Origin of the sequence: Glaciihabitans sp. GrIS 2.15, from assembly GCF_035984695.1 — a bacterium.
GTDB lineage: Bacteria > Actinomycetota > Actinomycetes > Actinomycetales > Microbacteriaceae > Lacisediminihabitans.
The window spans coordinates 196,801-221,708 of sequence record NZ_JAXCHU010000004.1 but is presented as its reverse complement, the minus strand read 5'-3'; the positions used below and the strand labels follow the sequence as shown (position 1 = coordinate 221,708).

Below are 24,908 nucleotides of genomic sequence, written 5' to 3'. Positions count from 1 at the left end.
ACATGATCAGCGATATGAGCAGGACACTGACGAGGGCGCGTGAGGCTCGCAGAGATGGCGAAACGGGCTTCTCGCTCGTCGAGCTCATGGTCGTCATCGTCATCATCGGCATTCTCGCTACGATTGCCATCCCCATCTTTATCAATCAACGCCAGAGCGCGTGGAAGGCTTCGGTAGCGACCGACCTGAGGAACGCCGCCGTGGTGGTCGAGACGTGGGGAATGAACCACAGCGGCTCCTTCGCCGCCTTTCCCGTGAGCAATGCCACCAACGGCATCACGGTCACTTCCGGCAACACGATCGTGGTCAGCCCGAGCGCGACCACCTTCACCATCCTGGCCTCAAACGCCAACATGAGTCCCGGGAGCCAGACCTACGACCGGGCCCTTGGTGGACTGGGAAAGTTCACTCCCTAGTGTGGTCACGGCAGGGCAGAATCTCAGCAGCGGCAGCTTCCCCTATCGGATGCTGCCGCTTTCCTGTAGTCGGAATCGCCGGAATACCCCTGTTTTGGGGCCGAGAATCCGGGATATTACCCCTGTTCGCGGGATTCCGCGGCGCTAACGGTGCGGCCAACATGATTTCAGGGGGCATTGCACTTGGGGGCCACCTGTCCATCAACATTCTCAATGAACAGGAATCAATAACATGATCATTCGTATGAACAAGGCCATGACGGCCGGCCGTGAGGCTCGCAAGGACGGGGAGAAGGGCTTCACGCTCATCGAGCTCCTCGTCGTCATCATCATCATCGGCATCCTCGCCGCGATCGCCATCCCGGTATTCCTCAACCAGCGCCAGAGTGCCTGGAAGGCCTCTGTGGCTTCCGACCTCAAGAACGCTGCGGTGGTCGTCGAGACCTACGGCACCTCAAACGGTGGTTCGTTCGCTAACTTCCCGGGGGCGGGAACCGCAGTGGTAAATAGTGGCGGAACCACTACTGGTGGTGTTGCTAACGGTAGCTTGAATTTCAAGGTCAGCACTGGCAACTCGATCACTGTCACACTTGTGGGAACCCCCGTGACGTCGTACACCATCGCCGGTTCAAACTCGAACATCTCGCCTGGTAGCCAGACGTTCGACAGCGCTGCGGGCGGTCTCGGAAAGTTCACTCCGTAACTCACCTCTCGCCGAACGGTGCGGAATGTGGTGCAGACCACGTTCCGCACCGTTCTCGTACCATTTCGCTCCACATACTTCTGCTGACTCACCCGAAGGAGGTGTCATGAACCACATCCGACGTAGTCTCGGCCGCCTCACCGCGGACTCGAGTGGCATGACCCTCGTCGAGGTGATTGTTGCGATCGCCATCATGGGAATTGTCGCCACTGCCGCCATCGGCCTTGCCATCAGTTCCACAATTGGGTCCGTTTCACAACAGCGCCGAGCGATCGCCGTCACTGTCGGAAACGCCGCGATGGAGAGGGTCAGCGGGCTCCCCGCAGCAAGCCTCTTCGGCGGTAGGGCACTTATCGCGGTGAACACCAGCTTCTCGAATAATTCCGGGGTGAGCGGGGTGAGCACGACCTACCAGGACTACGACCGAACTTCGCCGTTGCCTGGCGCCCAGACGGTACCCATCGACGCTCCGGTAACCCAGAACGGCACGCCCTACACGGTCACGACGATCATCGGTACCTGCTTTGAGAAGCTCGGTACAAATAGCGGCCAGACCGCCGGTGGAGACTGCGCAAAAGTCGATTCGGCTACCTACGCTCCCCTCACCCCCGCCGGATACACCCGATTGACCCGGGTCATCGTGGTCGTGGGATGGACTGCCGGGCAGGAATGCGCCGTCATCGGTTCCTGCGTCTACACGATCTCCACCCTGATCGACTCCCACACTGACCTGGAATGGAAGACTAATGGCTGAACGATCGCCATTGGCTGCCTCGAATCACGGCGACGAGGCCGGCTTCAGCTTGGTGGAGCTCATGGTCGCGATGGCAATCTTCGCAATCTTCGTCGCCGTCATCCTCACCTCTATCGTGGCTATTTCGCGAAGCGCGGTGCGCACCCAGCTTGTGGGCGAGTCAACGAACAGCACCCTCGTTGTCTTCGGGAGCCTCGACCGGCAGGTGCGATACTCAGACTCGATCAACTATCCCGGAGTCGGCGCGACGGGCAATCGCTACGTCGAGTTCAGGGTGCCCGCGGCGAGCACCGCCGGTGGGCTCCTGGCCATCTGCTACCAGTGGCGCTTCTCCCTCGCCGACTCTCGACTCGAGTCACGCCGATGGAATGAGAGCGACCCGACGACCGCCACGGCGTGGTCTCCCAAACTGACCAATGTCGCCAATGACGGCGATCCCACGCACCCGTTCCAGTTGGTTGCGGCGAACATCTCGGACAAGCCTCGCCAACAACTCCTGATCACCCTCAACCCGGGCACTGACGCCCAGACCGCGGGAGCAGGGATGTCCACGACTTTCATCGCACGCAACACCTCGATCAAGTCTCAAAGCAATGATCCGCTCACTCCCGTTTGCACGTTCGGAGCATACCGACCATGATTAGCATCTCGTCTGCCCTCCATTCCTTGCGTGCGTCCGCAAATCGTGGCCGCGTGCGTGCGGCTGGGGAAGAGGGAGTGGCTCTCCTCACCGCGATTCTGTTCATGGTCCTGGCAGCGGGTCTCTCGGTGGTCTTGCTCAGTGTGATCCTGTCGCAGGCGACGCCGGTGTTTATCGCACAGAAGAACACCCGCACCATTTACGCCGCCCAGGCGGGAGTGCAGGCCTCGATCGGCGTCGTGCGATCGTTGGCACAGACAGACATCGCCACCGGTAAAACCACGGGCATCCGGGCAAAATTACCGTGTTCGGTCGCCGGTAAGGTCGACGGAAATGACGCTACTTCCACTTACTCCGTCATCATGAAATATTTCATAGTGGATCCGACCGGCAAAGACACCAGCTGGCAGGATGCCAATGACCTGGACTGCAGCGGCACCGTGCTCGCGGGCACAACACAGCCGCTCTACGCTCTCGCGCTTGCCGACGGTGTCGGAGCGGGCGTGCCCGGCAAGACCGATGTCAACTATGGGAACCGCTACATTTCGGCTGTGTACCAGTTCAAGGTGACCAACGTCAACATCTCTGGCGGCCGCATCTGGGACTACGGTCTCGGGTACTGTCTTGAGGCCAACTCGGCGACGGTTGGTTCCCAAGTGGTCTTCAAATCGGCCGCGAACTGCACGTCGGCCAGTGACGTGACGCAGTTGTGGGTCTACGACGTCGACTATGAGATCAAGCTCGCGAGCACCACCGTTGCTCCGCAAACAGCGCTCTGCATCAGCAGCCCCACCGATGCTGGCGCAACCACGGCCGTCGCCGGGGCAGCGACACTCGTGGCGTGCCGTTCCGATGCAACGAGGTGGAATCAGTTGTGGAGCTGGTTTGGCGCGAACACTTGGCAGGGGCAGAAATCCGATAACTCGGATTACTCCAGTTTTTGTTTGAACGGGGGCAGTCCGGCCGCAGGAACTGTTTTGACCGTCACGTCGACCAGCGGATGCGGGTCCGGGTTTTCCCCCTCCACCGCAGTGGGCGCCGGCGCTGCGAGCCATGGGACCAACCAGATGGTCAATTACAAAGAATTTGGCCGCTGTGCTGACGTGACCAATGAAGACATAACGATGACATTTATGATTTCCTACCCGTGTAAGCAGGACCCCTCAGGGGGCTCCAAGTTGAAGTGGAACCACAAATGGTTCTATACCGAGCCGACACTGCCGAGCTCTTCGCTAAACAACCAACAGATCGTTGTCTATAACCTCGGGGACCTCACGCAGAATTACTGCCTCACATCGCCTGCGGCCGGGAGCAAGCTCGTCGCGTACACCACATGCAAGTCCTCCAACACCACTACCCAGCGGTGGACACGCTTTCTCGATACCTTCACCTACTCCACCAGCTACCTCTTCACCGACTACCTCGGTCGGTGCCTCGCAGTCGACTCAACCGACACCTACACGAGCGGCCAGTGGTCGAAGATGATCGTCGCGAGCTGCAATGGTGGTCTCGAGCAAAAGTGGAATGCGCCCGCTTCCTATAGCGACTCCAACGTAAGTAGCTATAAGGAGTACAGCAAGTGATCGCCGTGACCGTTGTGCTCGCGGCCGTGCTCGGGCTGCTGCTCGGGTCCTTCCTCAACGTCGTCGTTTACCGGGTGCCGATTGGTAGGTCGATTGTGTCCCCGCCCAGCGCCTGTCCGAACTGCGACCGGGAGATCGCGCCCTACGACAACATCCCGGTGATGTCCTGGCTGTTGCTTCGCGGCAAGTGCCGCAGTTGCGCAGTTCCGATCTCGGCTCGCTATCCACTGGTGGAGTTGGCCACATCGGCCTCCTTCGCGCTGGTGGCGCTCGGATTCGCCCCCGCTTGTTTCGCGGCCACGACATCCGCTGGTGTTGTCGCGGCGGTCCTGGTCATGGTGGCGTTCCTCTACTTGGCCGCGATCACTATCGCGCTGGCGCTAATCGACCTCGACGTGCACAAGCTGCCCAACGTCATCGTGATCCCGGCCTACGGGGTCAGTGCGGCGCTCTTCGCCGCCGCGAGCATCCTGTCCGGTGATTTCGGGCCCCTGATCGGCTCCGGCATCGCGATGACAGCACTATTTGTGTTCTATCTGATTATGGCAATCGTTTACCCCGGGGGAATGGGACTCGGCGACGTCAAACTGGCCGGCGTTCTCGGCATCTATCTGGGTTGGGCCGGTTGGGGAGCAGTCGCGGTGGGGGCCTTCAGCGCGTTCCTCCTGGCCGGTATCTTCTCGATTATTCTTCTCGCGACCAAGCGCGCAGGGCGCAAGAGTGGCATCCCATTCGGGCCATGGATGTTCGCAGGGGCATGGCTCGGAGTTGTTGTCGGCAACTCAGTCTTCGCGAGTTACCTTTCAGTCTTCGACCTCACGGTCGCCTAACACACGCAATACACAGGGGGAAAAATGGCGAAAACAATTGTTGGGCTTGACATCAGCGCGAATGAAGTTCGCGCTGCCGAGCTCGGAGCGGCATCGAAGTCGCGCCCTGAACTGCTGCGCTACCACTCGCTACCTCTGCCGTCAGGGGCGGTCAGTCGCGGTGAGGTCGCGGAGCCGGCTACCGTAGCGACGGTTCTCAAGCAGCTGTGGTCTGTCGGCGGCTTCGGCACCAAGAACGTCGTGCTCGGGATAGGCAACTCACGGGTTCTCGCGCGTGACCTGAGCGTGCCAAAGGCTCCGCTCAACCGCATCCGCGAATCCCTCCCGTTCCACGTGCAGGAGATGCTGCCCTTCCCCACGGAGGACGCCCTACTCGACTTCTACCCGATCAGCGAGGGAGTGGATGCCAACGGTCCAGTGATCAACGGCCTCTTGGTTGCCGCCCTCAAAGAAGCGGTGCTCGGCAACGTCAAGGCCGTGCAGCTCGCCGGCCTCAACCCGGTCGCCGTCGACCTGATTCCCTTCGCCCTCAGCCGGATCCTGCTGCGCGGATCTCAACTGAGTGGCACCTCGGCGATGATCGACGTCGGCGCGACGACGACGACGGTCGTCGTCTCCTCCGACGGGGTTCCCCGGTTCGTGCGCATTATCCCGACCGGAGGCGACGATCTCACCCACGCGCTTTCCAGTCGGATGGGAGTGTCCATGGAGGTCGCCGAGCGGGCGAAGAGAGCGCTCGGGCTGGCTACGGTGCCCACCACGGCGGAAGAAAATGCGGCTGTGGCCATCATCTTCGAGACCACGGGAGAGCTCATCACGAGCCTGCGCAACACCCTCACCTACTTCGCTTCCACGGGGGCGACCAACACGATCGAACGCGTCGTGCTCTCCGGTGGCGGCTCGGCACTCGGGGGATTCAGCGCAGCGGTTTCGGAGTACACCAGGCTGCCAGTCTCGGCGGGTGACCCCTTCGGCAACATCGCGATCGGGCGCCAGGCAGACAAGGCGATTAAAGAGAAAGGTGTGGATTCGTCCATGACTGTAGCAATTGGTCTCGCTCTAGGGACAGCCGCATGAGCGTCCTCACCCTCGGTCGACCATCGGTCGACGCCTCCTTGATTCTGGGAGGGATGCCACGAGTTCGCCTGCTCCCGCGGGAGGTCGGCGAAGGTCAAAAGACCCGCGCGCTGAGGAGGCGACTGCTGGCCGGACTAGTGGTCATCGTTGTAATGGCGATCCTCGCGACAGTGGGAGCGACATTCGCCCTGTTCGCCGCTAACGCCCAGCTAGCCAACGAACAATCCCGCAGTGCCCTGCTCGCGGCCTCGCGCGCAAAGTACGGGGATGTCACCAAATTGCAGAGCGAGGTGGACCAGATCGTCACCTCACAGCCTCTGGCGGATGCTGGCGAGATTCTGTGGGCACCCTACGTGCAGGAGATACAGTCATCCCTTCCGGCAGGCACGACGATAACGGCGCTGACAGCCGCGACAGCCACCGCAACTTCAGTGACGGCTTCACTCATGCCGACACATATCGCGGATGTCAAAATCACCGCCGACAGCCCGCAACAGCCAATTTCTGACTGGCTCGACAACCTCGCGAAAGTCAAGGGATTTGTCGCAGCAATTCCCGGAAGTGTTACTCGTGTCGAGGATACGGGCCACTACACCGTCGAAGTGGATCTTCTCGTCAATTCCGATGCGCTGTCAGAGCGCTTCGCTCCGGTGAAAGCAGCAAAGAAATGAACCGCGATCGTATTCTTACCCTGGCACTCGTTGGTGCCATTGCTCTGGTCGGCATCCTCGGCTGGATTGTGGGAGTTTCGCCGGTTCTCTCCCAGGTGGCGGCGGCCGACGATGAGCGCAGCAGCGTCACCTCTGCGAACGACCTCAACGCGACCAAGCTGGTAGCGCTCAAGAAGCAGTTCGAAAACATCGGAGAGACTCAGGCGAAGCTGGACAAACTCCGAGTCTCGATCCCGGCGGCTCCAGACATGCCGACTCTCCTGCGCACCATAAAAGAATTTGGAGACGGTCAGGGCATCACGCTGAAGAGTGTTGAAGTGAGCGGGGTCACGGCCTATGTCGCTCCGGTCGCGGCAACGCCGGCGGTGACGCCTGGAGCGACACCAGTGACTTCCCCACCCACCCCGAGTCCCGCCGCGCCCGCTGCCAGCACGACAGCACCGGCTGCGACTCCGGCCAGTCCGTCGAGCGGAATGCACGTGATCCCGATCAAAATCTCCGTTAGCGGAACCTATGAACAGGTGATGGCCTTCGCTGGCGCGATTCAGTCGGGACCGCGGTTATTCTTGGTGACGGCCTTCGGGCTTTCGAGCGTCAAAGGTTTATTCACGGGCGATCTGACGGGTAACGTATACGCATTGCCGGCTCCGCTCACCGCAGTCGTACCGGCCAACACGGCGACCGCAACCACTCCGTAACTCGGCCTTCCTTGCGAGCCCGCTCCCGGCAGTTCCCCGTCATTGCTAGAGTGACCTGAACCGCCGGGATGGCCCGGTAGGCCCATAAGGAGTGGCACCGATGAGCGACAACACGCCCGAAACCGCTGCAGCCCATCCGCCGAAGGTGGCCGACTCGCCCGACGTCGACGGCAAGATCGTGCCGCCGCGAGAGGTCCCCACTGCGGCAACCGACGCCGACCCGGTGTACGACCTCGTCGAGGTAGCCCCGGCCGCGCCATCCGCCGCCGAGCCTGTGGTCGCGACAGCCGACCCGGCTGCCGCAGAAACTAGGGTGATTGAGCGCGAGCCCGAGCCCGCGCCGATCGCCGCGACATCCGCCGCCTCCATGCAGACGATCTATGTGCCGTCGCCGGTTCCGCCGCGCCGCAGGGGCAACCGAGGGTTTGGCGTGCTGATCGCGCTGCTCTCGAGTGCCATCTTCGCCGGACTGTACGCACTGGCCATCGCCACGATCCACTCGGTGGAGATCGGCCTCTTCCAGTTCGACTTTTTCGGGTCGCTCGCTTTTTACACGCCGATCGCCTTCTTCTTCATCGGGTTCGTGCTCGTGGTGCTTGTGGTCAACCGCGCGTCATGGTGGGGGTACGTGGTCGGCAGCATCTTTGTCGCGCTGCTTGTCTACTTCGGCACGGTGGGAGCCGGACTCCTCGCGAACAACGTGTTTGCAGAAACACCGTCGAGCGCTGCTCGACTGTTTGCGCTGGCGCTCACCAACCCGTTCATCATCGCCGCTGGACTACTGGCCCGCGAGGTTTCGATGTGGATGGGAGCGCTCATCAGCGCCCGCGGCCGCAAGGTGAAGGTGCGCAACAGTGAGGCGCGCGAGTCTTTCGATCGGGAGTCTGCCGAGCGAACCGCAGAGTACGAGAAGTCGCGCTTTCGTGCTCCCGACGCCACGGTCTAGCCTGACCGAATGGATGCACGCACACGCTATGTGACGACGATCGCCGTGTTTGCCGTGGTTTTGTTTCTCGCGCTCACGATCGCTGCCAGTGGCATCATCAGCCTTTACGCCGACCGTGACGTGCTCACCGAACGAGACGCTGGGCCACTCATTGCGCCGATCATGTTCGCAACTGCGACCGCGGCGCTCTACACGCTTCTGGTGACCTTCGGGCGCCGTCGCGGATCGATCGTCGTTGGTGCCCTCGTCACGGCCGTGATCACCTATTTCTTTTTCCTCATCAGCGGCTCCACCCTGTACTCGTTGGGCAAAGGTCGTCCCCTGCTCTCGTTGCTCTTCTTCGGATCGAATGCGGTTGGTCCGTTCGCCATCGCCGTCGCCATGACCGCCTTTGTGGTGGCGCTCTCCTTTCTCCTGCTGATCTCCTATCGCGACGGCGGGGGAGCGAGTCAGACTCCGCGATGGTGGTGGGAGAATCGCGACGACCGCGATCGCCGAGAATGAGTTTGTCCCTCTCCTATACTTGCCTGAGCGTCCAGCAGGCCGCCTCGGGGGAGGAAGAACGTGCGTCTCAAGCTGACCCTTCGGCGGGCATCCGGAGTCACTGACGACATTGTCGTCACCGCGGATGCCTCGGCGAGTATCTCCGACGTAGCCGCCACGATCGCACGACTGGATCCGCACGCCGGAGGAGCGAAGCCCGACCCGCAGCGCGTCCTCACCCTGCACGCCACGCTCCCCGGCCAGACCGAGGCGCTCCTCCTGCCACCGGACGCGCCCCTCGGGGAAGCCTGGATCGGAAGTGGTGCGACCGTGAGCATCGCGGATGCCGGCACCTACTTTCAGCCCGCGGTGTCGGGCAAAGCGCCCACCATCGCCACCCTCACGGTGGTATCGGGACCGGATGCCGGGCGCGAATTCCCCCTCACCGCCGGCACCACAGTTCTTGGCCGAGAGGATGCCGCGGACATCACCCTGCACGACCCGCTCGTCTCCAAGCGGCACGTGCGTTTCGAGGTCTCTTCTGTGGTCGAGGTCGTCGACCTCGGCTCGGCGAACGGCGTCGTCGTCGACGGCGGAATCGTCACCCGCCTACGCATCGAGAAGGAGGAGACACTGCTCATCGGCGACTCCGAGGTGCGGGTCACCGTGGCCGACTCCGCCGTGCTCACCGGCGTCGCACCCACGGCCGGTCCGATCTTCTTCAACCGGTCCCCGAAGGTGGAGCGGCGCTATGCCGGCCAGGAGTTCGCCGGTCCCGCGGTGCCCGCCGAGAAGCAGGACCAGCCGTTCCCTCTTCTGGCGATGATCGCTCCGATTCTCATGGGCGGCGCGATGTTCTACATCTCCCGCCAGCCGAGTTCGCTGCTGTTTATCGCCATGTCGCCGATCATGTTGGTCGGTAACTTCTTCACCGGCAAGACCCGGGAGAAGCGACGCCTTAAGAAGGCGATCGGCAAGTTCGACGTGCACCTCGCCTCGCTCACCACGCAGCTCGAGGAAGAACGGGTAAAGGAACTCGAGCTGCGCATTAACGAATCGCCGTCTACCGAGGATTCCTTCGCTCAGGCCATCCGCCGTGGTCCGCTGCTCTGGACCCGGCGCCCGGAGCACTGGTCGTTTCTCAACGTGCGCATCGGTATCGGCACGATGGCCTCCCGCAACATCGTCTCCACCCAGCCCAAGGGCGAGATGCTTCCCGAGTTCCAGAGCCGACTCGACACCGTCGTCGAGGAAAATCGGCTGATCGCGGGCGTGCCGATCATCGACAACCTGTTCGACTCCGGAGCGCTCGGCATCGCCGGCCCCACCTCCGCGACCGTCGGGTCGGTCAACTCGGTGCTGATTCAGATCACCGCACTGCATTCCCCGGCGGAGCTCGTCGTCGCCGCCCTGGTGAGCCCGGCCTGGTCGCGCGAGCTCGAATGGCTCAAGTGGATGCCGCACACTTCTTCTCCGCACAGCCCGCTGGAGGTCAGCCATCTCGCGGACAGTGCGGCGAGCGGATCGCAGCTGCTCTCGGCGATCGAGGGTCTCGTCGCCGACCGGCTGGCCGGCAAGGGAGCCCAGCGCCGTGGGGCGATGGAGCAGGAGGGGGCCGCGCTCGAACGCGGTGCAGAGGTCGGGTCATCCAGCGCCACCGTCGGCACGCAGTCGCCGGTCCCGGCCATCGTGCTGCTCATCTCCGACGATGTCGCGGTCGACCGCGCGCGCCTGGTGCAGCTCGCCGAGCAGGCGGCGGATGCCGGCGTCTATCCGATCTGGGTGGCACCGAGCGTGCCGGCCCTGCCCGCCGTCTGCCGCACCTACCTGCACCTCGAGCCGGAGTCCGCTCTCGGTACCGTCGGGCTCGTGCGACTCGGCGAGACCATCACCGAGGTCGAGACCGAGCAGGTCGATTCCGCTCGGGCTCTCGACTTTGCGAAGCAGCTCGCACCGGTGATCGACGCGGGCGCCCTCGTGGCCGATTCAAGCGACATCCCGCGCTCGGTCTCGATGATCACTCTGCTCGGTCACGAGCTGATCGAGACGAGCGACGCCGTCATCGACCGCTGGCGCCAGAACGCGTCGATGCACGATCGCACGCCCGGGGCAGTCCCGAAGCCCCGCCGGGCCGGCAAGCTGCGGGCGATCATTGGATCCGCCGGGGTCGATCCGCTGCACCTCGACCTGCGCACGCAGGGCCCCCACGCGCTTGTCGGCGGCACGACCGGAGCCGGCAAGAGCGAGTTCCTGCAGGCCTGGGTGCTCGGCATGGCCGCGGAGTACAGCCCGGACCGCGTGACCTTCCTGTTCGTGGACTACAAGGGCGGATCCGCCTTCGCCGACTGCGTATCCCTTCCGCACACCGTCGGCCTCGTCACAGACCTCAGCCCGCACCTGGTGCGTCGCGCGCTCACGTCGTTGCGCGCCGAACTGCACTACCGGGAGCACCTGCTCAACCGCAAGAAGGCCAAGGACCTGCTCGAGCTCGAGAAGCGCGGCGATCCCGACAGCCCGCCGGCGCTGGTGCTCGTCATCGACGAGTTCGCCGCTCTCGTGGGCGACGTGCCCGAATTCGTGGATGGCGTCGTCGACATCGCCCAGCGCGGCCGCTCGCTCGGAATCCATCTCATCATGGCGACGCAGCGGCCGGCCGGTGTCATCAAGGACAACCTGCGCGCAAATACCAACCTGCGCATCGCGCTACGCATGGCGGACGAGTCCGACAGCCAGGATGTGGTGGGCATCAAAGACGCCGCCCACTTCGACCCAGGCATCCCCGGTCGCGGCGTTGCGAAGACCGGTCCGGGCCGCCTTGCCCTGTTCCAGTCCGGTTATGCCGGCGGATGGACGAGCCGCGAACCCGAGAACGCCGACATCGAGGTGGCCGAGCTTCGGTTCGGCGGCGAGAACCGCTGGGAGGACCTCACTGCGAGCACCGTCGACGAGGCCCGGGATCTCGGCCCCACCGACCAGCAGAAGCTCGTGGCATCCATCGTCAAGGCCAACGGCGACGCGCAGATCCCCCCGCCACGTCGTCCGTGGCTCGATGAGCTCGCCAGCTTGTATGATCTCGGCCGCCTGCCGCAGCGCACCGACTCGGAGCTCCTTCTCGGGGTCTCCGACATCGCCGAGCGCCAGCAGCAGCTTCCCACCTACTTCCGGCCGGATGTGGATGGGCACCTCTCGATCTTTGGCACCGGCGGATCCGGCAAGAGCGCCGTGCTTCGCACTCTGGCCGCGGCGGCGGCGATCACCCCGCGCGGTGGCCCGGTGAAGGTCTACGGCATCGACTTCGGCTCCGGCAGCCTCCGGATGCTCGAGACCCTGCCGCACGTCGGCGCGGTGATCGCCGGGGATGACTCCGAGCGCATCATCCGCCTGTTCCGCCAGTTGCAGGCCGAACTCGAGGACCGCGGCCCGCGATTCGCGGCGGCCAACGCGTCGAGCATCGTGGAATACCGCCGGCTCGCGAACCGGCCGCAGGAGCCCCGCATCCTGCTGCTCATCGACGGCTTCCCGAATTTCCGCAACGATTTCGAGATCCCTGCGGGGCGATCGATCTGGTACGACGTGTTCAAGGACATCCTCAGCGACGGCCGCCAACTCGGAATTCACGTGGCACTCACCGCCGACCGGGCTGGCGCCGTTCCGGCATCGATCGCCTCCAGCATCCAGCGCAAGGTCGTGCTGCGACTCGCCGACGACGGCTACGGGATGCTCGATGTGCCGAGTGACATCCTCGGCCCCAAGTCGCCCGCGGGACGCGCGATCGTCGACGGGTTCGAGACGCAGATCGCCATCCTCGGCGGATCCTCGTCGGTCTCGGAGCAAGCCACCGCGACCAAATCACTCGCGGAGGCAATGGTGCGGGCGGGTGTTGCGCCGACCCCTGGCATCGGATCGATGCCCAAGGAATATGCGGAATCGGATCTGCCGGCACGAGTCGCGGGCGAACCGGTGCTCGGGATCAGCGACTTCGATCTCGGCCCGCTCGGCTTCGATCCGGTGGGAACGTTCCTCCTTGCCGGTCCCCCGGCGAGCGGGCGAAGTAACGCCCTGCACGCGCTTGCCAGGTCCGTGCAGCGATTCGATCCGGATGCGCGGCTCTACTATCTCGGCAACTCGCGTTCGCCGCTCTCGCAGGCGATGCCCTGGACAGGGTCGGCTACGACCGTCGAGACGGTGGCCGCTCTCGCGAAGGACCTCGCGGCCGCGGTCTCCGACACCGATACCGAGGGACGCATCGTCGTGATCGTGGAATCGATCGGCGACTTCCTTCAGACCCCCGCCGATTCCGCAATCGTCGAGCTGGCCCGAGCGGCGAAGCGCAGCGACCACCTGCTCATCGCCGAAGCCGAGATGTCGGCCTGGGGATCCTCCTGGCCGCTGCTCGGTGAGATCAAGAATGGACGCAGAGGATTCCTGTTGCAGCCCGAGACCGTCGAGGGCGACATCATCCTCAAGACCCAGCTGCCTCGGATCAACAAGTCCGAGTTCCCTCCAGGCCGCGGAATGTACATCGCCAAGGGCAAGTCCGCGCGGGTGCAGCTGCCGCTGGTCGAGGGGTGAGAATGGTGGAGGGCTGAGGATGATGGGGAGTGCTGCCCATGTCGCACCCGAGGGTTAGTCGATAGTTTTGGAAGTAGCTCGCGGGTACCAGAGGGGTAGGGCGAGCGAATTGCTTTTGAGGGGAAAGATCCGAATGGCCGACCTGCTACTTAACCTGACAGAGTTAGAGCGACTGAAGCATGATCTCAACGCTGTCGTTTCCGATTTCAAGGACGCGGATGACTTTAGCGACGATGTCGCGGACGCGACCGGTAGCGACGCGCTGCATGACCCGGTGCGCGACTTCGCGCATAAGTGGAATGACAAGCGCAAGAAGATGACCGAGAGCATTGAGGCGTTGCAGGCGCAGATCGCCGGGATTGCGGACGGTTTCACCTCGGTGGACACGGGCTTCGCCAAAGGACTTCAGGATTCGGGCACGACAACAGGACCGAGTGCGAAGTGAGCGACAGTGAGTTCAATCCCCTCACCGGTGACCCAGATCTGCTCCAGCGCAAGGCCCGTCACTACGCGAACATCGCAGACGCCATCACGAGGTCGGTGACAACCCTCAAGAAGATCAACGACCTTGGCGAGATGAAGAGCAAGGCAACTACTGCCCTGCAGAACAAGGCAGAGGACGTAGCGAACGATATCGAGAAGGCGCGCGATCGCTATGCCGTCACGGCTAAGGCGTTGCTGACCTATTCGACTTCGCTGCGATCGGCGCAGGATGCGGCCGATGCCGCGATCACCCACATCCACCAGAAGCAGACCGAGTCAGACAACGCCAATCGGGCTTCGAGGGCGGCCGAGCATGACACAGAGTCTGCGGCTGATGCGGATAAGTCCACGGCCCAGACAGCCGCGAACAAGGCATTCGACGCCGCAACCAACGCCAGCGGTGGCCTCAAGGCAGCACATGACGAGTGGCACGCGGCCCTCGCGATGAAGAACGATGCCGCAGCCATTGCCGTGAAGGCGATCGTCGACGTCGTGGATGGGAAGGGCAATCACGGGCTGGAGGACAGCTTCTGGGACGACTGGGGCGACGTGATCAAAAAGATCTGTGAGATCGCCGGATTCCTCTCCATCTTCCTCAGTTGGGTGCCGATTCTCGGCGCGATACTCGTGGGTCTCGCCATCCTCGGCGCGCTCATCACCCTCGTCGAGTCGATAGTCGCGTTCGCCAACGGCGGTAGCTTCACCGACGTGCTCTTCGCTGCGGTCGGCCTCGTTCTCGCAGCGTTTGGAGGCAAGTTCATTGGGTACCTGGCCAAGTTGACCAAGTTCTCGGCGGCATCCAAGGTGATGACAAAGGGAGAGAACTTCCTCAACAGCAAGGCATTCAAGAAGGTCTTTGGCGAATCAAAGGCGGCCCTCAAGAGCGGTGAATTAAAGAGCCTGTTCCACGAAGGCCCCGGATTCAAGACCATGATGAAGGACATTGCCAATCCATTTGATCTCAAGCTCGGGTCAAGCGGAAACTTCGCTGAGAAGTTTGCCGGTGGGTTCAAGAGCGAATGGTCGACTTTCGCGAAGAATCCACTTGGTCTTTCTACCGTCGACATGGGGTCGAAGGTCTTCACCCTCGCCCCGACCAGTGGCGCAAAGATCGCGATGGTCGCGGCGGATGGCAGAACCGTTCTGGGAACCGCTGAAGAGCTCTGGAATAGCCCAGACGACATCTTCTTCGGCGGCGGCCACCACATCACCATTTCGCCGGACAGTTTGCTCCAAAAGGGCGGGAATACCCTGGAAAGTAAGGTGAGGGGATGACCTCTGATCGTGCTCTCGAGATCGTGGCCTTTGATTTCGATGTTCCTGCCGACTATCATCCCGTTCCGCTTGCTGGTGCGGAGGGCCTCGATTCGGTGCGCTGGGCGCGCGGTGTCGTGGACGAGATAGAGCAGGATGTGGATTCCGTCGGGGAGGTCGGCGACATTGTCGAGCAGCTCGCCGAGTTGCGGCGACAGCTGCTCTCCCAGCAGGACTCGTGGCTGAGCGCTGCGGTCTCCATCCGGCCCGAAGATGAGTTATCGATCGGGTGCCTTGTCACCGCTGAGCAGTTTGCAATGGACGACGATGACGGACCAGAGGCCTTCGAGACAATGCTGCGCGAAGGTACACGTGTGCTTGCCCCGGGCAAGCGCACTCGCACGGCAGACCTCTGGCGTTCTCATTCCGACGTCGGGGAGATCGTCGGAATGTTCCATCGCTTCGATGTCACGGACCCTGGAGCCGTGGTGGCTCGCGTCGAGCAGCGCACAATTTTCGGGGTGTTTCCGCCGGGATCCAGTGACATGATTCGTTTCGTTTTCACGGTGTCAGACTTGGCCACTTTCGACGATATGCCTCGAGATACCCAAGCGATCGTCGAACGTCTTACAGTTACAACGGCGGTGCGCGCGTGACCAGAGCCCTCTCCGTACATCCGGCCAAGATCTCAGTAATTCTTCCGGGTACCTGGGCCGACATCCCGTTGGACGACGCGGCGTCCACGGACGCGGCAATCAGCGCCCTCGTCAAGCGCCAGGTCGGTCGAAATGACAGGCTCGCGACTCTTCGGAGAGATGCGAAACAGCGGCTCGCGGAGGTGGCACGGGATGCGCGTGAGGCCAACGCCGTCATGCTCGCACTCTCATTGGACATTCTTCCCGGCGTGCCCTTTCCGGCATCGTTGATGGCCGACTACCGCGAGTGGCCGGCAACGGTCGGAGAAGAGCGGCGTACCGTCGCTGATGGCCTTGCAATGCTGCTTCCGGCAGGCGAACTGCTCGAATTCACCTCCGGAGTGGCGATCCGTTCCTTCGCACGCACCACGATTCGGCCGGGAACGGCAGCCATTCCCGACATCAAGCTTGAGTATTTCCTCACGGTGCCCACGGGTGAGAAGGTGCTTCACATCGTCGCCGATGTGCCGATCGACTGCGATCCTGAGATAATCGCAGCGCTCTTCGATGCGATCGTGGATTCGATCCGATGGTTCCCGGATGCGACCGTTGTACCGGGTGGAACCGTTGACGCGGGGTGATGAGAAGGCGAAGCGAACAGTCGATGCGTGTTCGGAGTACGCCAGACGGCCCCCGGAAGGCGCGACCTCGATCGGGACACCACCGGCAGCGCCGTTCTTCATTACCGGGCGCGCGCTGTTCCTCGCTGAGATGTTTCGTCGTGCGGCGCTGTACTCCCGCATCGAACGGAAGTTTTCGCGCGGCAACACGAGCTTTCGCATCCGACCCGTGTCGCTCGCTGTTCGCGTTCTCTGGATGCTGGTGACGCTTGAGTTCTACACGGTGCTGACTTCACTTGCCGGTGGGGTCGGAGGGATTCTTTCGCTAGCGGCGGTGAGGGGTGGCAACGACACTCTGAGTGTCGAAGCGGTGCGAATAGTCGCCGTGATTTCGATCAGCTGCGGTGTTCTGGCGTGCCTTGCCACCGTCGCGACTCCCCGATCCGGTGCCCGTGATGGTGACGCGGAGTCGGTAGTCTGACGGGCGTCAGGCCCTGTTCGTACTATCCGGAAACGAGAGCACTATGGCCAAGATACAGACGCAGGGGTGGGGCTTCACCTCCCTCAGCTCGAAATCGTGGAAGATCGCCGCTGGTGTGGGAGGAGTTGCCGCCGTCGGCTCCGCAGCGCTTTTTGCTTGGCTCGTTGCGGTCTCGCTGTCCGACAGCGCGCGCTTTGCTACCCTGTCCACGACCAGTGGCACGTATATCAATCGCGGTGGCTCGCATGAGGTCTCGGATGTGGGCGCCATCGTTGGGCCATCGGTGACGATCTTCCTCGTGGGCTGTCTGCTCATTGGTATTGCGGATATTTCGCGCCGTCGCCTCTCGGCGGCTGCCGCATCGGGCGGGGCCGAATCCGCAGTGCGCCCGATATCTTCGCCTTGGAAGTCGTTGTGGATTGCGCTTCTCGGGATTGCCTGGGTGCTGGTGGCCCCCGCCCAGTGGATCGCGGGATTGCTCTCGAGCGCTGCTGGCGCTGCAGCAGCTGCCGGACTGTTTCTCGTTCCGGCCATCATCTCCTCAGCGACGCTGGCCGCGCTGATGGTTGCAGTGTTGCCAACCGCTGACCGTCTGTCGGGGAGGGGTGTGCGGCGACCAGACCTGGCCTGCGCCGCAATCGGGGGAGCGCTCCTTGGCGTCTGCGTCTGGCCGCTCGCGAGCGGGGCGATCGTACTAGCTGTCGCTTTCATAGTTCTCGGGGTCGCGCTGGTCGGCGTCGGTGTCTGGCTCCGTCGTCGTCAGGGCGCCTGATTGAAGGAAACAGGAGTGAACATGCGCAGTAGCCCACGAGCCCGCCAGACCTGCCAGGAGCGACCGGATGTCCGCTAGGGGTGAGCGCGCCGGCCGCGTACTGCTCGGCGTCGGCGTCGTGGTCGCTGTTGCCGCCGTGGCGAGCGTGCTGGTGCTGTTCTGGTACTTCGGCCTGCCTATCGATCATGGATCGCTGTCGAAAGACACAACCATCCGAGGTGGGCTGTTCCTCACCGAGGGCACAGTGAGCGAGGGCGGAGTCGTGCTGGCCGTGCCAGCCGGGCTGCTGCTCGTCGCGAGCTGCCTGCTTTTCCCGGGATACTTCCTCACCCGCGGGCGGATGGGGCTGTCCTCGGGCAGTCGTCTCGGAGGCAGCGTCGTCGCCACTTACCGAGTGCTCGGAACACGGGCGCACCTGGCCTGGATCGTGGTCGCGATAGCGCTGTGGATCGGCCTGCTCGTCGTGCCCCTCGCAAGCGGTGCTGCCGGTGGGTGGCCGTCATCCATCGAGGAGGAGGCTCGGCAGTACATCTACATCCTGTCCGGGATCTACGGCGGTCTCGCCGCTGGTCTCGCCGCCCTCCTCGCGGTCTCCCTCGGCAAGAAGCGGCGCTTCCTGGCCATGGCCGAAGCGGCGGATGCTCGACTCGAGACCGCGGACGCAGCCCAGGCCTTCTGGCGTTGGTACGGCTATCGGTGGCGGATCGACGGCTGGTTGGCAACAGTGGGCGGAATCCTGGTCGGAGTCAGCGTCCTGGCGCTCGCCGTTGGCACCCCCGTCGTCTTCGGGGCGACCCTGGCCATCGGGGTCGGGCTCCTGGCAATCGGCGTCGTCACCGCCCTGCAGTTCTGGCGGGCGGGCGAAGCCATCGGCTCAGCAGAGGGATTCGCGTGACGCCTACTCCGACCAACGCGGCTCAATGGACGCGCGGGACATCTCTGGCCCGACGATCGGAGGTCAACCCTCATGGGTAGTCGCAAGAGCGCTCGCGCGAAGCAGTCGGCCGCGCAGCGGGCTGCACGGCGCGCCCGCACCGAGGCGGCCATCCGAGGTAGGGAGACCACGGCTCGGAGGATGCCGCATCCGCTCCCATTCTTTCTCGTCGGCGGGGTCTTGGTGGTGGTCGCGATCGTCATTCTCGCGATGATGGTCGACTACTCCCTCCGCGGAGGCTATATCGACAAGATGTTCCCAACGGTGTCCGCGAAAGAGTCGCGACTTTCCCTCCCGATCGGGCCCTTGATGTTCGCCGGATGTGCCCTTTTCCTCGGGGAGATGTTTCGGCGCGGTCGCTGGGAGTTCCGGGACATCGAGTTGCGAACCGCTGGCATGACCACCTTAAGGGTCCGGGCGCTTCCCGTGTGGGTTCTCACACTGTGGTCCCTTGTGCCGTTCGCGGCGTGGGCGATCCTGGTCGTGGTGCCGGTGGCGTTCGTTCGTCAGGGCAGCGACCCCTCCGAAGACCTGTGGCGGATCAGCACGGTCTACGGCTTCATCTCGGCCGGATTCTGGGGCATCGTCGTGGTCAGTATCGTGAAGCGAATGTCTTACGCCCGCGCGAAGGCGTCCACCGTCGGCGCGGGAGAACTCCGCTTCTGGCGCATCGCTTCCGTGCAGTGGCGCATCGAATCGTGGTTCGGATTCCTTGCCGGCGGCCTCGCCGGAGTTCTTCCCCTCGCACTCGCGAATGTCAGGGAAACGACCACTCCGGTGGAGCCGGATGCCGTGCCCACGGTCGCCCTCATTGCCACGGCCCTCGCGATCATCGCCGTCGCGCTCGCCGTCGCCTCCCCTCGCTCCGGCTATGCCGAGGGCGTCGCCGAGTCGGTGATCTGAACCGTAGCTAAGCAGAAGAGGCGGTCAGTCACCTCCCGTGTTCAGTCCGCGAAAGTCGCTGACGTCACGTCGCAGTCGCCTGTACGAACCCGGCGCGTTTCATCGCTACATCCCACGCGATGCGCACCACATCCGACGAGTTCGGCACGGCCACGGCCGCGGAAGTCGCGGGAGTAGCCAACCCCCTCTGTCGTCATATTCCTGGTCGGATGTCCGTTGATCGCCATCGCGGTCATGGCCCGCCGACATCCGCTACCGGTGGCGACTGCCATGCTGCTCGCTCTTTCTGCCGGCCCGCCGGCATGGGGAGTCCTACCCATTCCGGCGCCCAAAGCCGCCCGATAGGTTGTACGTAGTTGGTTGGCCAGGGGGTCGGCCCGTCACTATGCGAAGGAGCACTACCTCATGGCGAACATGAATGTCACGTACAGCGAGATGACCGATGCGGCGAACCGTTTGACGACGGGTAAGGACGACATCACCTCGAAGCTTCACGAGTTGCAGAGTCTGGTCAATGGCCTGGTTCAGGGTGGCTTCGTGACGGATGCCGCCTCCGGTGCGTTCCACACCTCGTATGAGCAGTTCACGAAGGGCACGACCGAGGCCGTGAGTGGTCTTGATGGGATGTCCCAGTTCCTCACGAAGGCGGCGTCGGCGTTGGAGAATGTGGACTCCGAGCTCGCCAAGGGCATCGGCGGCTGACCCGTTTCAACCCGTCGCGCAGAGCCGGTCCTTCGGGGCCGGCTCTGCTGCGTTGCGCGCAGCAGGAAAGCGCAGACCCCTGCCGATCGGACGCCGCGCGCTGCAACGTCCACAGTTTAGGTAGGGGCACCCCGCTCCATTTACGAGGTTCCGTCAGTGCCATAGGGTTACTGGTAGCTGGTCGGCCGGTGCGTCTCGGCAGCATCGTGCCCGCACCGGGGCCGTCCGAAGCCGGGAGACCACGATTCGGAAGATGCCGCATCCGCTCCCCTTCTTTCTCGTCGGCGGAGTTCTCGTGGTGGTCGCGATCGCCATTCTCGCGATGACGATCGACTTCTCCCTCCATGGCGGCGACATCGATAAAATATTCCCGAGGATGAAGAAGAAGGTCATCCACGGCGCGATGACCGATGCCGCGTCCGGGCCGTTCCGCTCAGCGTAGGAGCTGTCTACGAAGGGCACCCCACGGATGCCGTGCGAGGACGCGGCGCAACGTCGCGGTTCCTGACGAAGGCGTCGTCGGCTCTCGAGAATCTGGACTCCGAGCTCGCTCGAGGCATCCGTGGCTGATCCGTTGGAAGCCTTTGTGCAGAGCCGGTCCTTCGGGCTCGGCTCTCGCGCAGCGATGCCCCCAGTTCGGGTATGGGTACTCCTATCCATTTACGAGTTTCCGTCAGTGCCATAGGTTTACCGGTAGTTGGTTGGCCAGGGGGTCGGCCCGTCACTACGCGAAGGAGCACCACCTCATGGCGAACATGAATGTCACGTACAGCGAGATGACCGATGCGGCGAACCGTTTGACGACGGGCAAGGACGACATCGTCTCGAAGCTTCACGAGCTGCAGTCCCTGGTCAATGGCCTGGTTCAGGGTGGCTTTGTGACGGATGCTGCATCCGGTGCTTTCCACACCTCGTACGAGCAGTTCACGAAGGGCACGACCGAGGCTGTGAATGGCCTCGATGGTATGTCGCAGTTCCTCACGAAGGCGGCGTCGGCGCTGGAGAACGTGGACTCCGAGCTCGCCAAGGGTATCGGCGGCTAATTCTCCTCACTGATATTTGCTCTGTGGCCCGGTCATCGTCCGGGCCACAGCACGTCTCCTGGGAGGTGGACGATGTACGGCGATATGACACCGCTCAGCCGTGATTCTGAGGCGATGCGCGTGCTGGCAACCGACACTCGCGAGAGGGGCGTGCAACTCGCCGCTGCAGTTGGAACCACCTGGGTGTCCAGCGCCGCAGCAAAGTACTCGCAATCGCTAGTGGATCGCTCACACGATTTCAGCGCGGCAGCCCAGGCTCTCGACGAGGCAGCCGATGCCCTCGATGCCCATGTCAGGTCCGTCGAAGAGCTCAAGCGGGCGATCCTTGCCGCAGAGGCCTTCGTGTCTGATCGGTGGCATGACGCGACCAGGCTGGTCGGCAATGTCGTGGAATCCGTCGAGTCCGGTGTGGCCACTGTCTTCCACTTCTTCGGGGCGGCCGTGCCCGACTACCTGGTGCATCAGGCGCACGACATCGTGCATACGCTGCCGGCGCTTCCCACTCCCGGCTCCAAGGACTGGCTCGATGCGCTCGACACCTTCCACCGGAGGGGCTGGTGAGTCCCGCCGTCACCGGTGTGGCGCCGGCTCGCTTCCTGCTGTCTCTCGACCAGCTTCACGTTCTCGAGGCCGAAGCGGGTATCGCGGTGCCAGCGGAGTTCCATACCGAGTGGGGTGACAGTGCATCCGCCGAGGAGCGCGACGCTCGGGAGGCCAATGCTCTCAACGGCCTCGAGGTGATGGGCTTTCTTTCGCCAAGCACGGGAAGGGGCGCGGGCAGCATTCCGGATCGAGTAAATCCCGCCGTTCGGGCCTACCTGGGCCTCTTCGCCGATCCCGCTCTCGAGATCTCGGTGCGATCGTGGGGCGATGGGCGAAGCTATGTGCAATCCGCTGTTGTGCTGTCGGGGTACGCAACGTCGTTGATCAGGACTCAACGGCTCGACGACCGCGGACAGAATCCCCGCAACGAAGATTCGGTCGAGCTCTCCGCATTCACCTTCTCCGAGCTCATCGATGAAGTCCTGCGCTCCCTTCGCCAGATCGACTCTGCTCGCCCGGCCGCAGCGGTCACGAAGGGCTCGATCAAGCTCCCAATCACCGAGTTGCAGGGGCTGATCAACGCGATCCGGTCCGACCGTCCCGGGGTCGTCGAGGGTGCATTGCGGGAGGTAGATCTCGGTGCGGCTTCTCTTCCCATCGCGCGAGTGGCATCCTTCGGCATCGATGCCGGGTTCACGCTGTTTGCCCGGTCACAGGCTACGGGGGACCACTTCTCGTCACACTGGTTCCGAGCAGACTCCGGATGGTTCGAACTCGCGCTCTCGACCCCTCCCCTCGACTCCGTGAGTTCGTCCATCGAGTTCGTCGATCGCAGCCGGGTGCGACTTTCCACTCGGGGGAGTTAGGCGATCATCGCCTCCATCATCACCGCGATCGGCACACTCGGGGGAGCGCTCCATGGCTAGCGGAATCACGGTCTCTGGCGGGACCGGGGGAATCGGGGCGAATTTAGACGATATGCGCGCCCAGGCGAAAGTGCTCGAGACCATGACGGTGGCGCTGCTGGATCGAGCGAGATCGACCGCGCTTTTCGCTGTCGATCCAGATCTTCTGAGCTCCGCCGTACTGTCTCCGGTCACCGCCGTTGTGGCAGAAGAGAAGATCGTCGCGGCCACAGGCAAGCTCGTGCTATTCGCGACCGAAGCCGGGGTGTCCGCGGTCTTCCTCGAGGGGGCGGTGGTCGCCTACGAATCCGTAGACAAAGCGCTTGCCGAGTTGGCAACGCTGGGAACCAACGCCGTCACCTTCGTCGCGGGGTCACTGATAATCCCCGCCGCAATCGTAGGGGGCACGCTCGTCCTCAGCGATGTGGCAGCGAGCTACATCGCCGGATACAGCGAGGAGCTGGGCGATTCACTCCGCGATGCCGTTGCGAAGGGCGCGAAGAATCCGCTTCTGCTGCTCTCGCCACCAGGATTCGCCAGCCTGGTCGCGAGCTCGTTCAGCGCGAAGGATGCCAATGCCAACGCGAGCGCGATCCTCGGTGCGCAGTTGGCTGCGCTCAAAAGCCTCACGGCCGATCATGCGCAGCAACTCAATGTGCTGCTCGGGCAGAACGCCGGAATCGTCGACTTCATCGCTCGTGGAGCTCCCGGTCTGCTGACCGGCCTTGTTGCGCCGCTGTATGTGATCCTCGGACCGAGCACCAATGCCATCATGACTGCCCTCACCGGAGTGCCGTGGCCGCCGACGACTTACGAGCAAGCTGTGCAGGCGCTGGTCGGAGCCGCCAACAAGAATGGCGCGCTCGAAGACGGCAAGCCGATAAGCGAAGCCGACCTTTTCACGCCACCGCCAATCCTTGGCCAATCCGTCACCGCCCCCCAGAGCATTTCTGGATTGATGAACGGATCGGCTCAGATCGATGCAAATGACCAACTCGACGGCAAAGACAACGATTTCGCCCGCATCCGCATCGTGAAGATCGACGGGGATCCCCCGCACTACATCGTTCAGATTCCCAGTACCCAGAGTTGGGACATGAAAGCAGGGTCGACTCCGAACGATCTGACATCGGACACCGCCGCGATGACGGGCAGGCAGACTGCTCTCGCAAGCGCCGTGGCGGCAGCCATGAAGAAAGAGGGGATCTCTTCGACCGATCCCGTGATGCTTGAGGGGTTCAGCCTCGGTGGAATCACGGCGGGTTCGATGGCGGCGGATCCAAATCTCCACTTCAACATCACGCACGTCGTCACTGCTGGGGCGCCAATAGCGAACTTCGACATTCCCCACAGCGTCCAGGTCATGTCCCTTGAGCACAACGAAGATCCTGTTGCCCGACTCGACGGCACGGCGAATCCCGATCGTTCGAACTGGACCACAGTGCACGCCGACGCGCCATTACTGGCATCGGACAACGGCGTCGCTCCAGGAATCGCAGGGGCACACAACGCCGACCGCTATGCGAAGACCGCAGCATCCGCCTCTGTGGTGGGCAATGCCAGCGTCGACGCTTGGCAGGACAGCGCAAAAGATTTCTTTACCGGCAATGGCACAGTTACCGACTACGGTGCTCAGAGAGGTTAGGGGCAGGGCATGAGAACCATCATTGGTAGGTTGGCGTTGCTCGCAATGGTTCTCGTGGGAGTGTCCGGCTGCAGTCAGGCACCGGGCCCTCGGCCTAGTAGCCCTTCGAGGAGCAGCGCTGATGTCCTCGCCGCCCTCAAAGCGATTCCCGGAGTCGAGGATGCGCAAATCACGGGCGGTCCGGTCGGCCTCCCCGGTCAGGTCGAATACGGGGCTGGCCTGGCGCTCGCAACCGACTACCACAATGACGTTGCGGCGCTCCTTGATTACATCCTGGGGCAACTGTGGTCACAGAGCGCAACGAAACCGACGACAACGATAACAGTATCGATCCAGCTGGGAACAGGGAGTTCGGCCCGCATACTCGAACTCGGCGATGCCGGGTCTGCCCTGGGGCTCACGAACGTGGGAACCCGCACCTTCGCAGTCAGCCCGGCACAGATGAAGCAGCACTTCGGCGCCTGGCCCGGCAAAGTGCCCACGCTGCCGGCTACCCTCGATAGCGGTTCACCAGCCACAAGCGCGACTCCGGCGCCGTAGTTTCGAGCCCGTCGATCATTTGACCGGCACCCCTCCCGGAGGCTAGTATCTACGAGGTGTGCGCTTTGTCGAGCG

Annotated in this window: 27 protein-coding genes; all 27 read left to right on the top strand. The window is 63.2% G+C overall.

The features are described from left to right. Window positions 1–14: 14 nt before the first annotated feature. Complete coding sequence (locus RCH11_RS07760) at window positions 15–416, top strand: type IV pilin protein (RefSeq protein WP_327056417.1); 402 nt, start codon at window positions 15–17, stop codon at window positions 414–416. A 232-nt stretch (window positions 417–648) separates the two neighbouring features. After that, a complete protein-coding gene (locus tag RCH11_RS07755; protein WP_327056416.1) occupies window positions 649–1,119 on the top strand; it encodes a prepilin-type N-terminal cleavage/methylation domain-containing protein in 471 nt (156 codons plus the stop codon). Window positions 1,120–1,225: 106 nt separating this feature from the next. Further along, window positions 1,226–1,873 (top strand): type II secretion system protein, encoded by a 648-nt coding sequence (locus RCH11_RS07750; protein ID WP_327056415.1) that lies wholly within the window; start codon window positions 1,226–1,228, stop codon window positions 1,871–1,873. Next, the gene (locus RCH11_RS07745) at window positions 1,866–2,513 is read left to right on the top strand and encodes a prepilin-type N-terminal cleavage/methylation domain-containing protein (RefSeq protein ID WP_327056414.1); all 648 of its coding nucleotides are present in this window, start codon (window positions 1,866–1,868) and stop codon (window positions 2,511–2,513) included. The genes RCH11_RS07750 and RCH11_RS07745 overlap by 8 nt, the downstream gene beginning before the upstream one ends. Continuing rightward, the gene (locus RCH11_RS07740; RefSeq protein ID WP_327056413.1) at window positions 2,510–4,096 is read left to right on the top strand and encodes a hypothetical protein; all 1,587 of its coding nucleotides are present in this window, start codon (window positions 2,510–2,512) and stop codon (window positions 4,094–4,096) included. The genes RCH11_RS07745 and RCH11_RS07740 overlap by 4 nt, the downstream gene beginning before the upstream one ends. Continuing rightward, window positions 4,093–4,926 (top strand): prepilin peptidase, encoded by an 834-nt coding sequence (locus RCH11_RS07735; RefSeq protein ID WP_327056412.1) that lies wholly within the window; start codon window positions 4,093–4,095, stop codon window positions 4,924–4,926. The genes RCH11_RS07740 and RCH11_RS07735 overlap by 4 nt, the downstream gene beginning before the upstream one ends. Window positions 4,927–4,950: 24 nt before the next feature. Next, window positions 4,951–6,003 carry a type IV pilus assembly protein PilM gene (pilM, locus tag RCH11_RS07730; RefSeq protein ID WP_327056411.1) on the top strand — a complete coding sequence of 351 codons (1,053 nt, stop codon included), beginning with the start codon at window positions 4,951–4,953 and terminating at the stop codon, window positions 6,001–6,003. Further along, window positions 6,000–6,674 carry a hypothetical protein gene (locus RCH11_RS07725; RefSeq protein ID WP_327056410.1) on the top strand — a complete coding sequence of 225 codons (675 nt, stop codon included), beginning with the start codon at window positions 6,000–6,002 and terminating at the stop codon, window positions 6,672–6,674. The genes pilM and RCH11_RS07725 overlap by 4 nt, the downstream gene beginning before the upstream one ends. Next, the gene (locus tag RCH11_RS07720) at window positions 6,671–7,372 is read left to right on the top strand and encodes a hypothetical protein (protein ID WP_327056409.1); all 702 of its coding nucleotides are present in this window, start codon (window positions 6,671–6,673) and stop codon (window positions 7,370–7,372) included. The genes RCH11_RS07725 and RCH11_RS07720 overlap by 4 nt, the downstream gene beginning before the upstream one ends. 100 nt (window positions 7,373–7,472) lie before the next feature. Then, a complete protein-coding gene (locus RCH11_RS07715; RefSeq protein ID WP_327056408.1) occupies window positions 7,473–8,318 on the top strand; it encodes a hypothetical protein in 846 nt (281 codons plus the stop codon). A 9-nt stretch (window positions 8,319–8,327) separates the two neighbouring features. Then, window positions 8,328–8,822, top strand: a complete 495-nt coding sequence (locus RCH11_RS07710; RefSeq protein WP_327056407.1) for a DUF6121 family protein — start codon at window positions 8,328–8,330, stop codon at window positions 8,820–8,822. A 60-nt stretch (window positions 8,823–8,882) separates the two neighbouring features. Further along, on the top strand, window positions 8,883–13,373 hold the full coding sequence (locus RCH11_RS07705; RefSeq protein ID WP_327056406.1) for an FtsK/SpoIIIE domain-containing protein: 4,491 nt from the start codon (window positions 8,883–8,885) through the stop codon (window positions 13,371–13,373). Window positions 13,374–13,506: 133 nt separating this feature from the next. Then, window positions 13,507–13,818, top strand: a complete 312-nt coding sequence (locus RCH11_RS07700) for a hypothetical protein (RefSeq protein WP_327056405.1) — start codon at window positions 13,507–13,509, stop codon at window positions 13,816–13,818. After that, window positions 13,815–15,131 carry a putative T7SS-secreted protein gene (locus RCH11_RS07695; protein ID WP_327056404.1) on the top strand — a complete coding sequence of 439 codons (1,317 nt, stop codon included), beginning with the start codon at window positions 13,815–13,817 and terminating at the stop codon, window positions 15,129–15,131. The genes RCH11_RS07700 and RCH11_RS07695 overlap by 4 nt, the downstream gene beginning before the upstream one ends. After that, window positions 15,128–15,766 (top strand): hypothetical protein, encoded by a 639-nt coding sequence (locus RCH11_RS07690; RefSeq protein WP_327056403.1) that lies wholly within the window; start codon window positions 15,128–15,130, stop codon window positions 15,764–15,766. Before RCH11_RS07695 ends, RCH11_RS07690 begins: the two co-directional genes overlap by 4 nt. Further along, window positions 15,763–16,386 carry a hypothetical protein gene (locus RCH11_RS07685; RefSeq protein ID WP_327056402.1) on the top strand — a complete coding sequence of 208 codons (624 nt, stop codon included), beginning with the start codon at window positions 15,763–15,765 and terminating at the stop codon, window positions 16,384–16,386. The genes RCH11_RS07690 and RCH11_RS07685 overlap by 4 nt, the downstream gene beginning before the upstream one ends. After that, a complete protein-coding gene (locus RCH11_RS07680) occupies window positions 16,373–16,846 on the top strand; it encodes a hypothetical protein (protein WP_327056401.1) in 474 nt (157 codons plus the stop codon). The genes RCH11_RS07685 and RCH11_RS07680 overlap by 14 nt, the downstream gene beginning before the upstream one ends. A gap of 43 nt (window positions 16,847–16,889) precedes the next feature. Further along, on the top strand, window positions 16,890–17,618 hold the full coding sequence (locus RCH11_RS07675) for a hypothetical protein (RefSeq protein ID WP_327056400.1): 729 nt from the start codon (window positions 16,890–16,892) through the stop codon (window positions 17,616–17,618). Window positions 17,619–17,685: 67 nt separating this feature from the next. Further along, window positions 17,686–18,513 (top strand): hypothetical protein, encoded by an 828-nt coding sequence (locus tag RCH11_RS07670; protein WP_327056399.1) that lies wholly within the window; start codon window positions 17,686–17,688, stop codon window positions 18,511–18,513. Window positions 18,514–18,585: 72 nt separating this feature from the next. Beyond that, the gene (locus RCH11_RS07665) at window positions 18,586–19,455 is read left to right on the top strand and encodes a hypothetical protein (RefSeq protein WP_327056398.1); all 870 of its coding nucleotides are present in this window, start codon (window positions 18,586–18,588) and stop codon (window positions 19,453–19,455) included. 405 nt (window positions 19,456–19,860) lie between these two features. Continuing rightward, window positions 19,861–20,157, top strand: coding sequence for a WXG100 family type VII secretion target (locus RCH11_RS07660; RefSeq protein WP_327056397.1), 297 nt, complete (start codon window positions 19,861–19,863; stop codon window positions 20,155–20,157). A 253-nt stretch (window positions 20,158–20,410) separates the two neighbouring features. Next, window positions 20,411–20,599, top strand: a complete 189-nt coding sequence (locus tag RCH11_RS07655) for a hypothetical protein (RefSeq protein ID WP_327056396.1) — start codon at window positions 20,411–20,413, stop codon at window positions 20,597–20,599. A gap of 304 nt (window positions 20,600–20,903) precedes the next feature. Further along, a complete protein-coding gene (locus RCH11_RS07650; RefSeq protein WP_327056395.1) occupies window positions 20,904–21,200 on the top strand; it encodes a WXG100 family type VII secretion target in 297 nt (98 codons plus the stop codon). An 84-nt stretch (window positions 21,201–21,284) separates the two neighbouring features. Further along, the gene (locus RCH11_RS07645) at window positions 21,285–21,761 is read left to right on the top strand and encodes a hypothetical protein (RefSeq protein ID WP_327056394.1); all 477 of its coding nucleotides are present in this window, start codon (window positions 21,285–21,287) and stop codon (window positions 21,759–21,761) included. Continuing rightward, window positions 21,758–22,609, top strand: coding sequence for a hypothetical protein (locus RCH11_RS07640; protein WP_327056393.1), 852 nt, complete (start codon window positions 21,758–21,760; stop codon window positions 22,607–22,609). The genes RCH11_RS07645 and RCH11_RS07640 overlap by 4 nt, the downstream gene beginning before the upstream one ends. A gap of 52 nt (window positions 22,610–22,661) precedes the next feature. Beyond that, complete coding sequence (locus RCH11_RS07635) at window positions 22,662–24,293, top strand: hypothetical protein (protein WP_327056392.1); 1,632 nt, start codon at window positions 22,662–22,664, stop codon at window positions 24,291–24,293. Window positions 24,294–24,302: 9 nt separating this feature from the next. Beyond that, window positions 24,303–24,833 (top strand): hypothetical protein, encoded by a 531-nt coding sequence (locus RCH11_RS07630; RefSeq protein WP_327056391.1) that lies wholly within the window; start codon window positions 24,303–24,305, stop codon window positions 24,831–24,833. The last annotated feature ends 75 nt before the right edge of the window (window positions 24,834–24,908 follow it).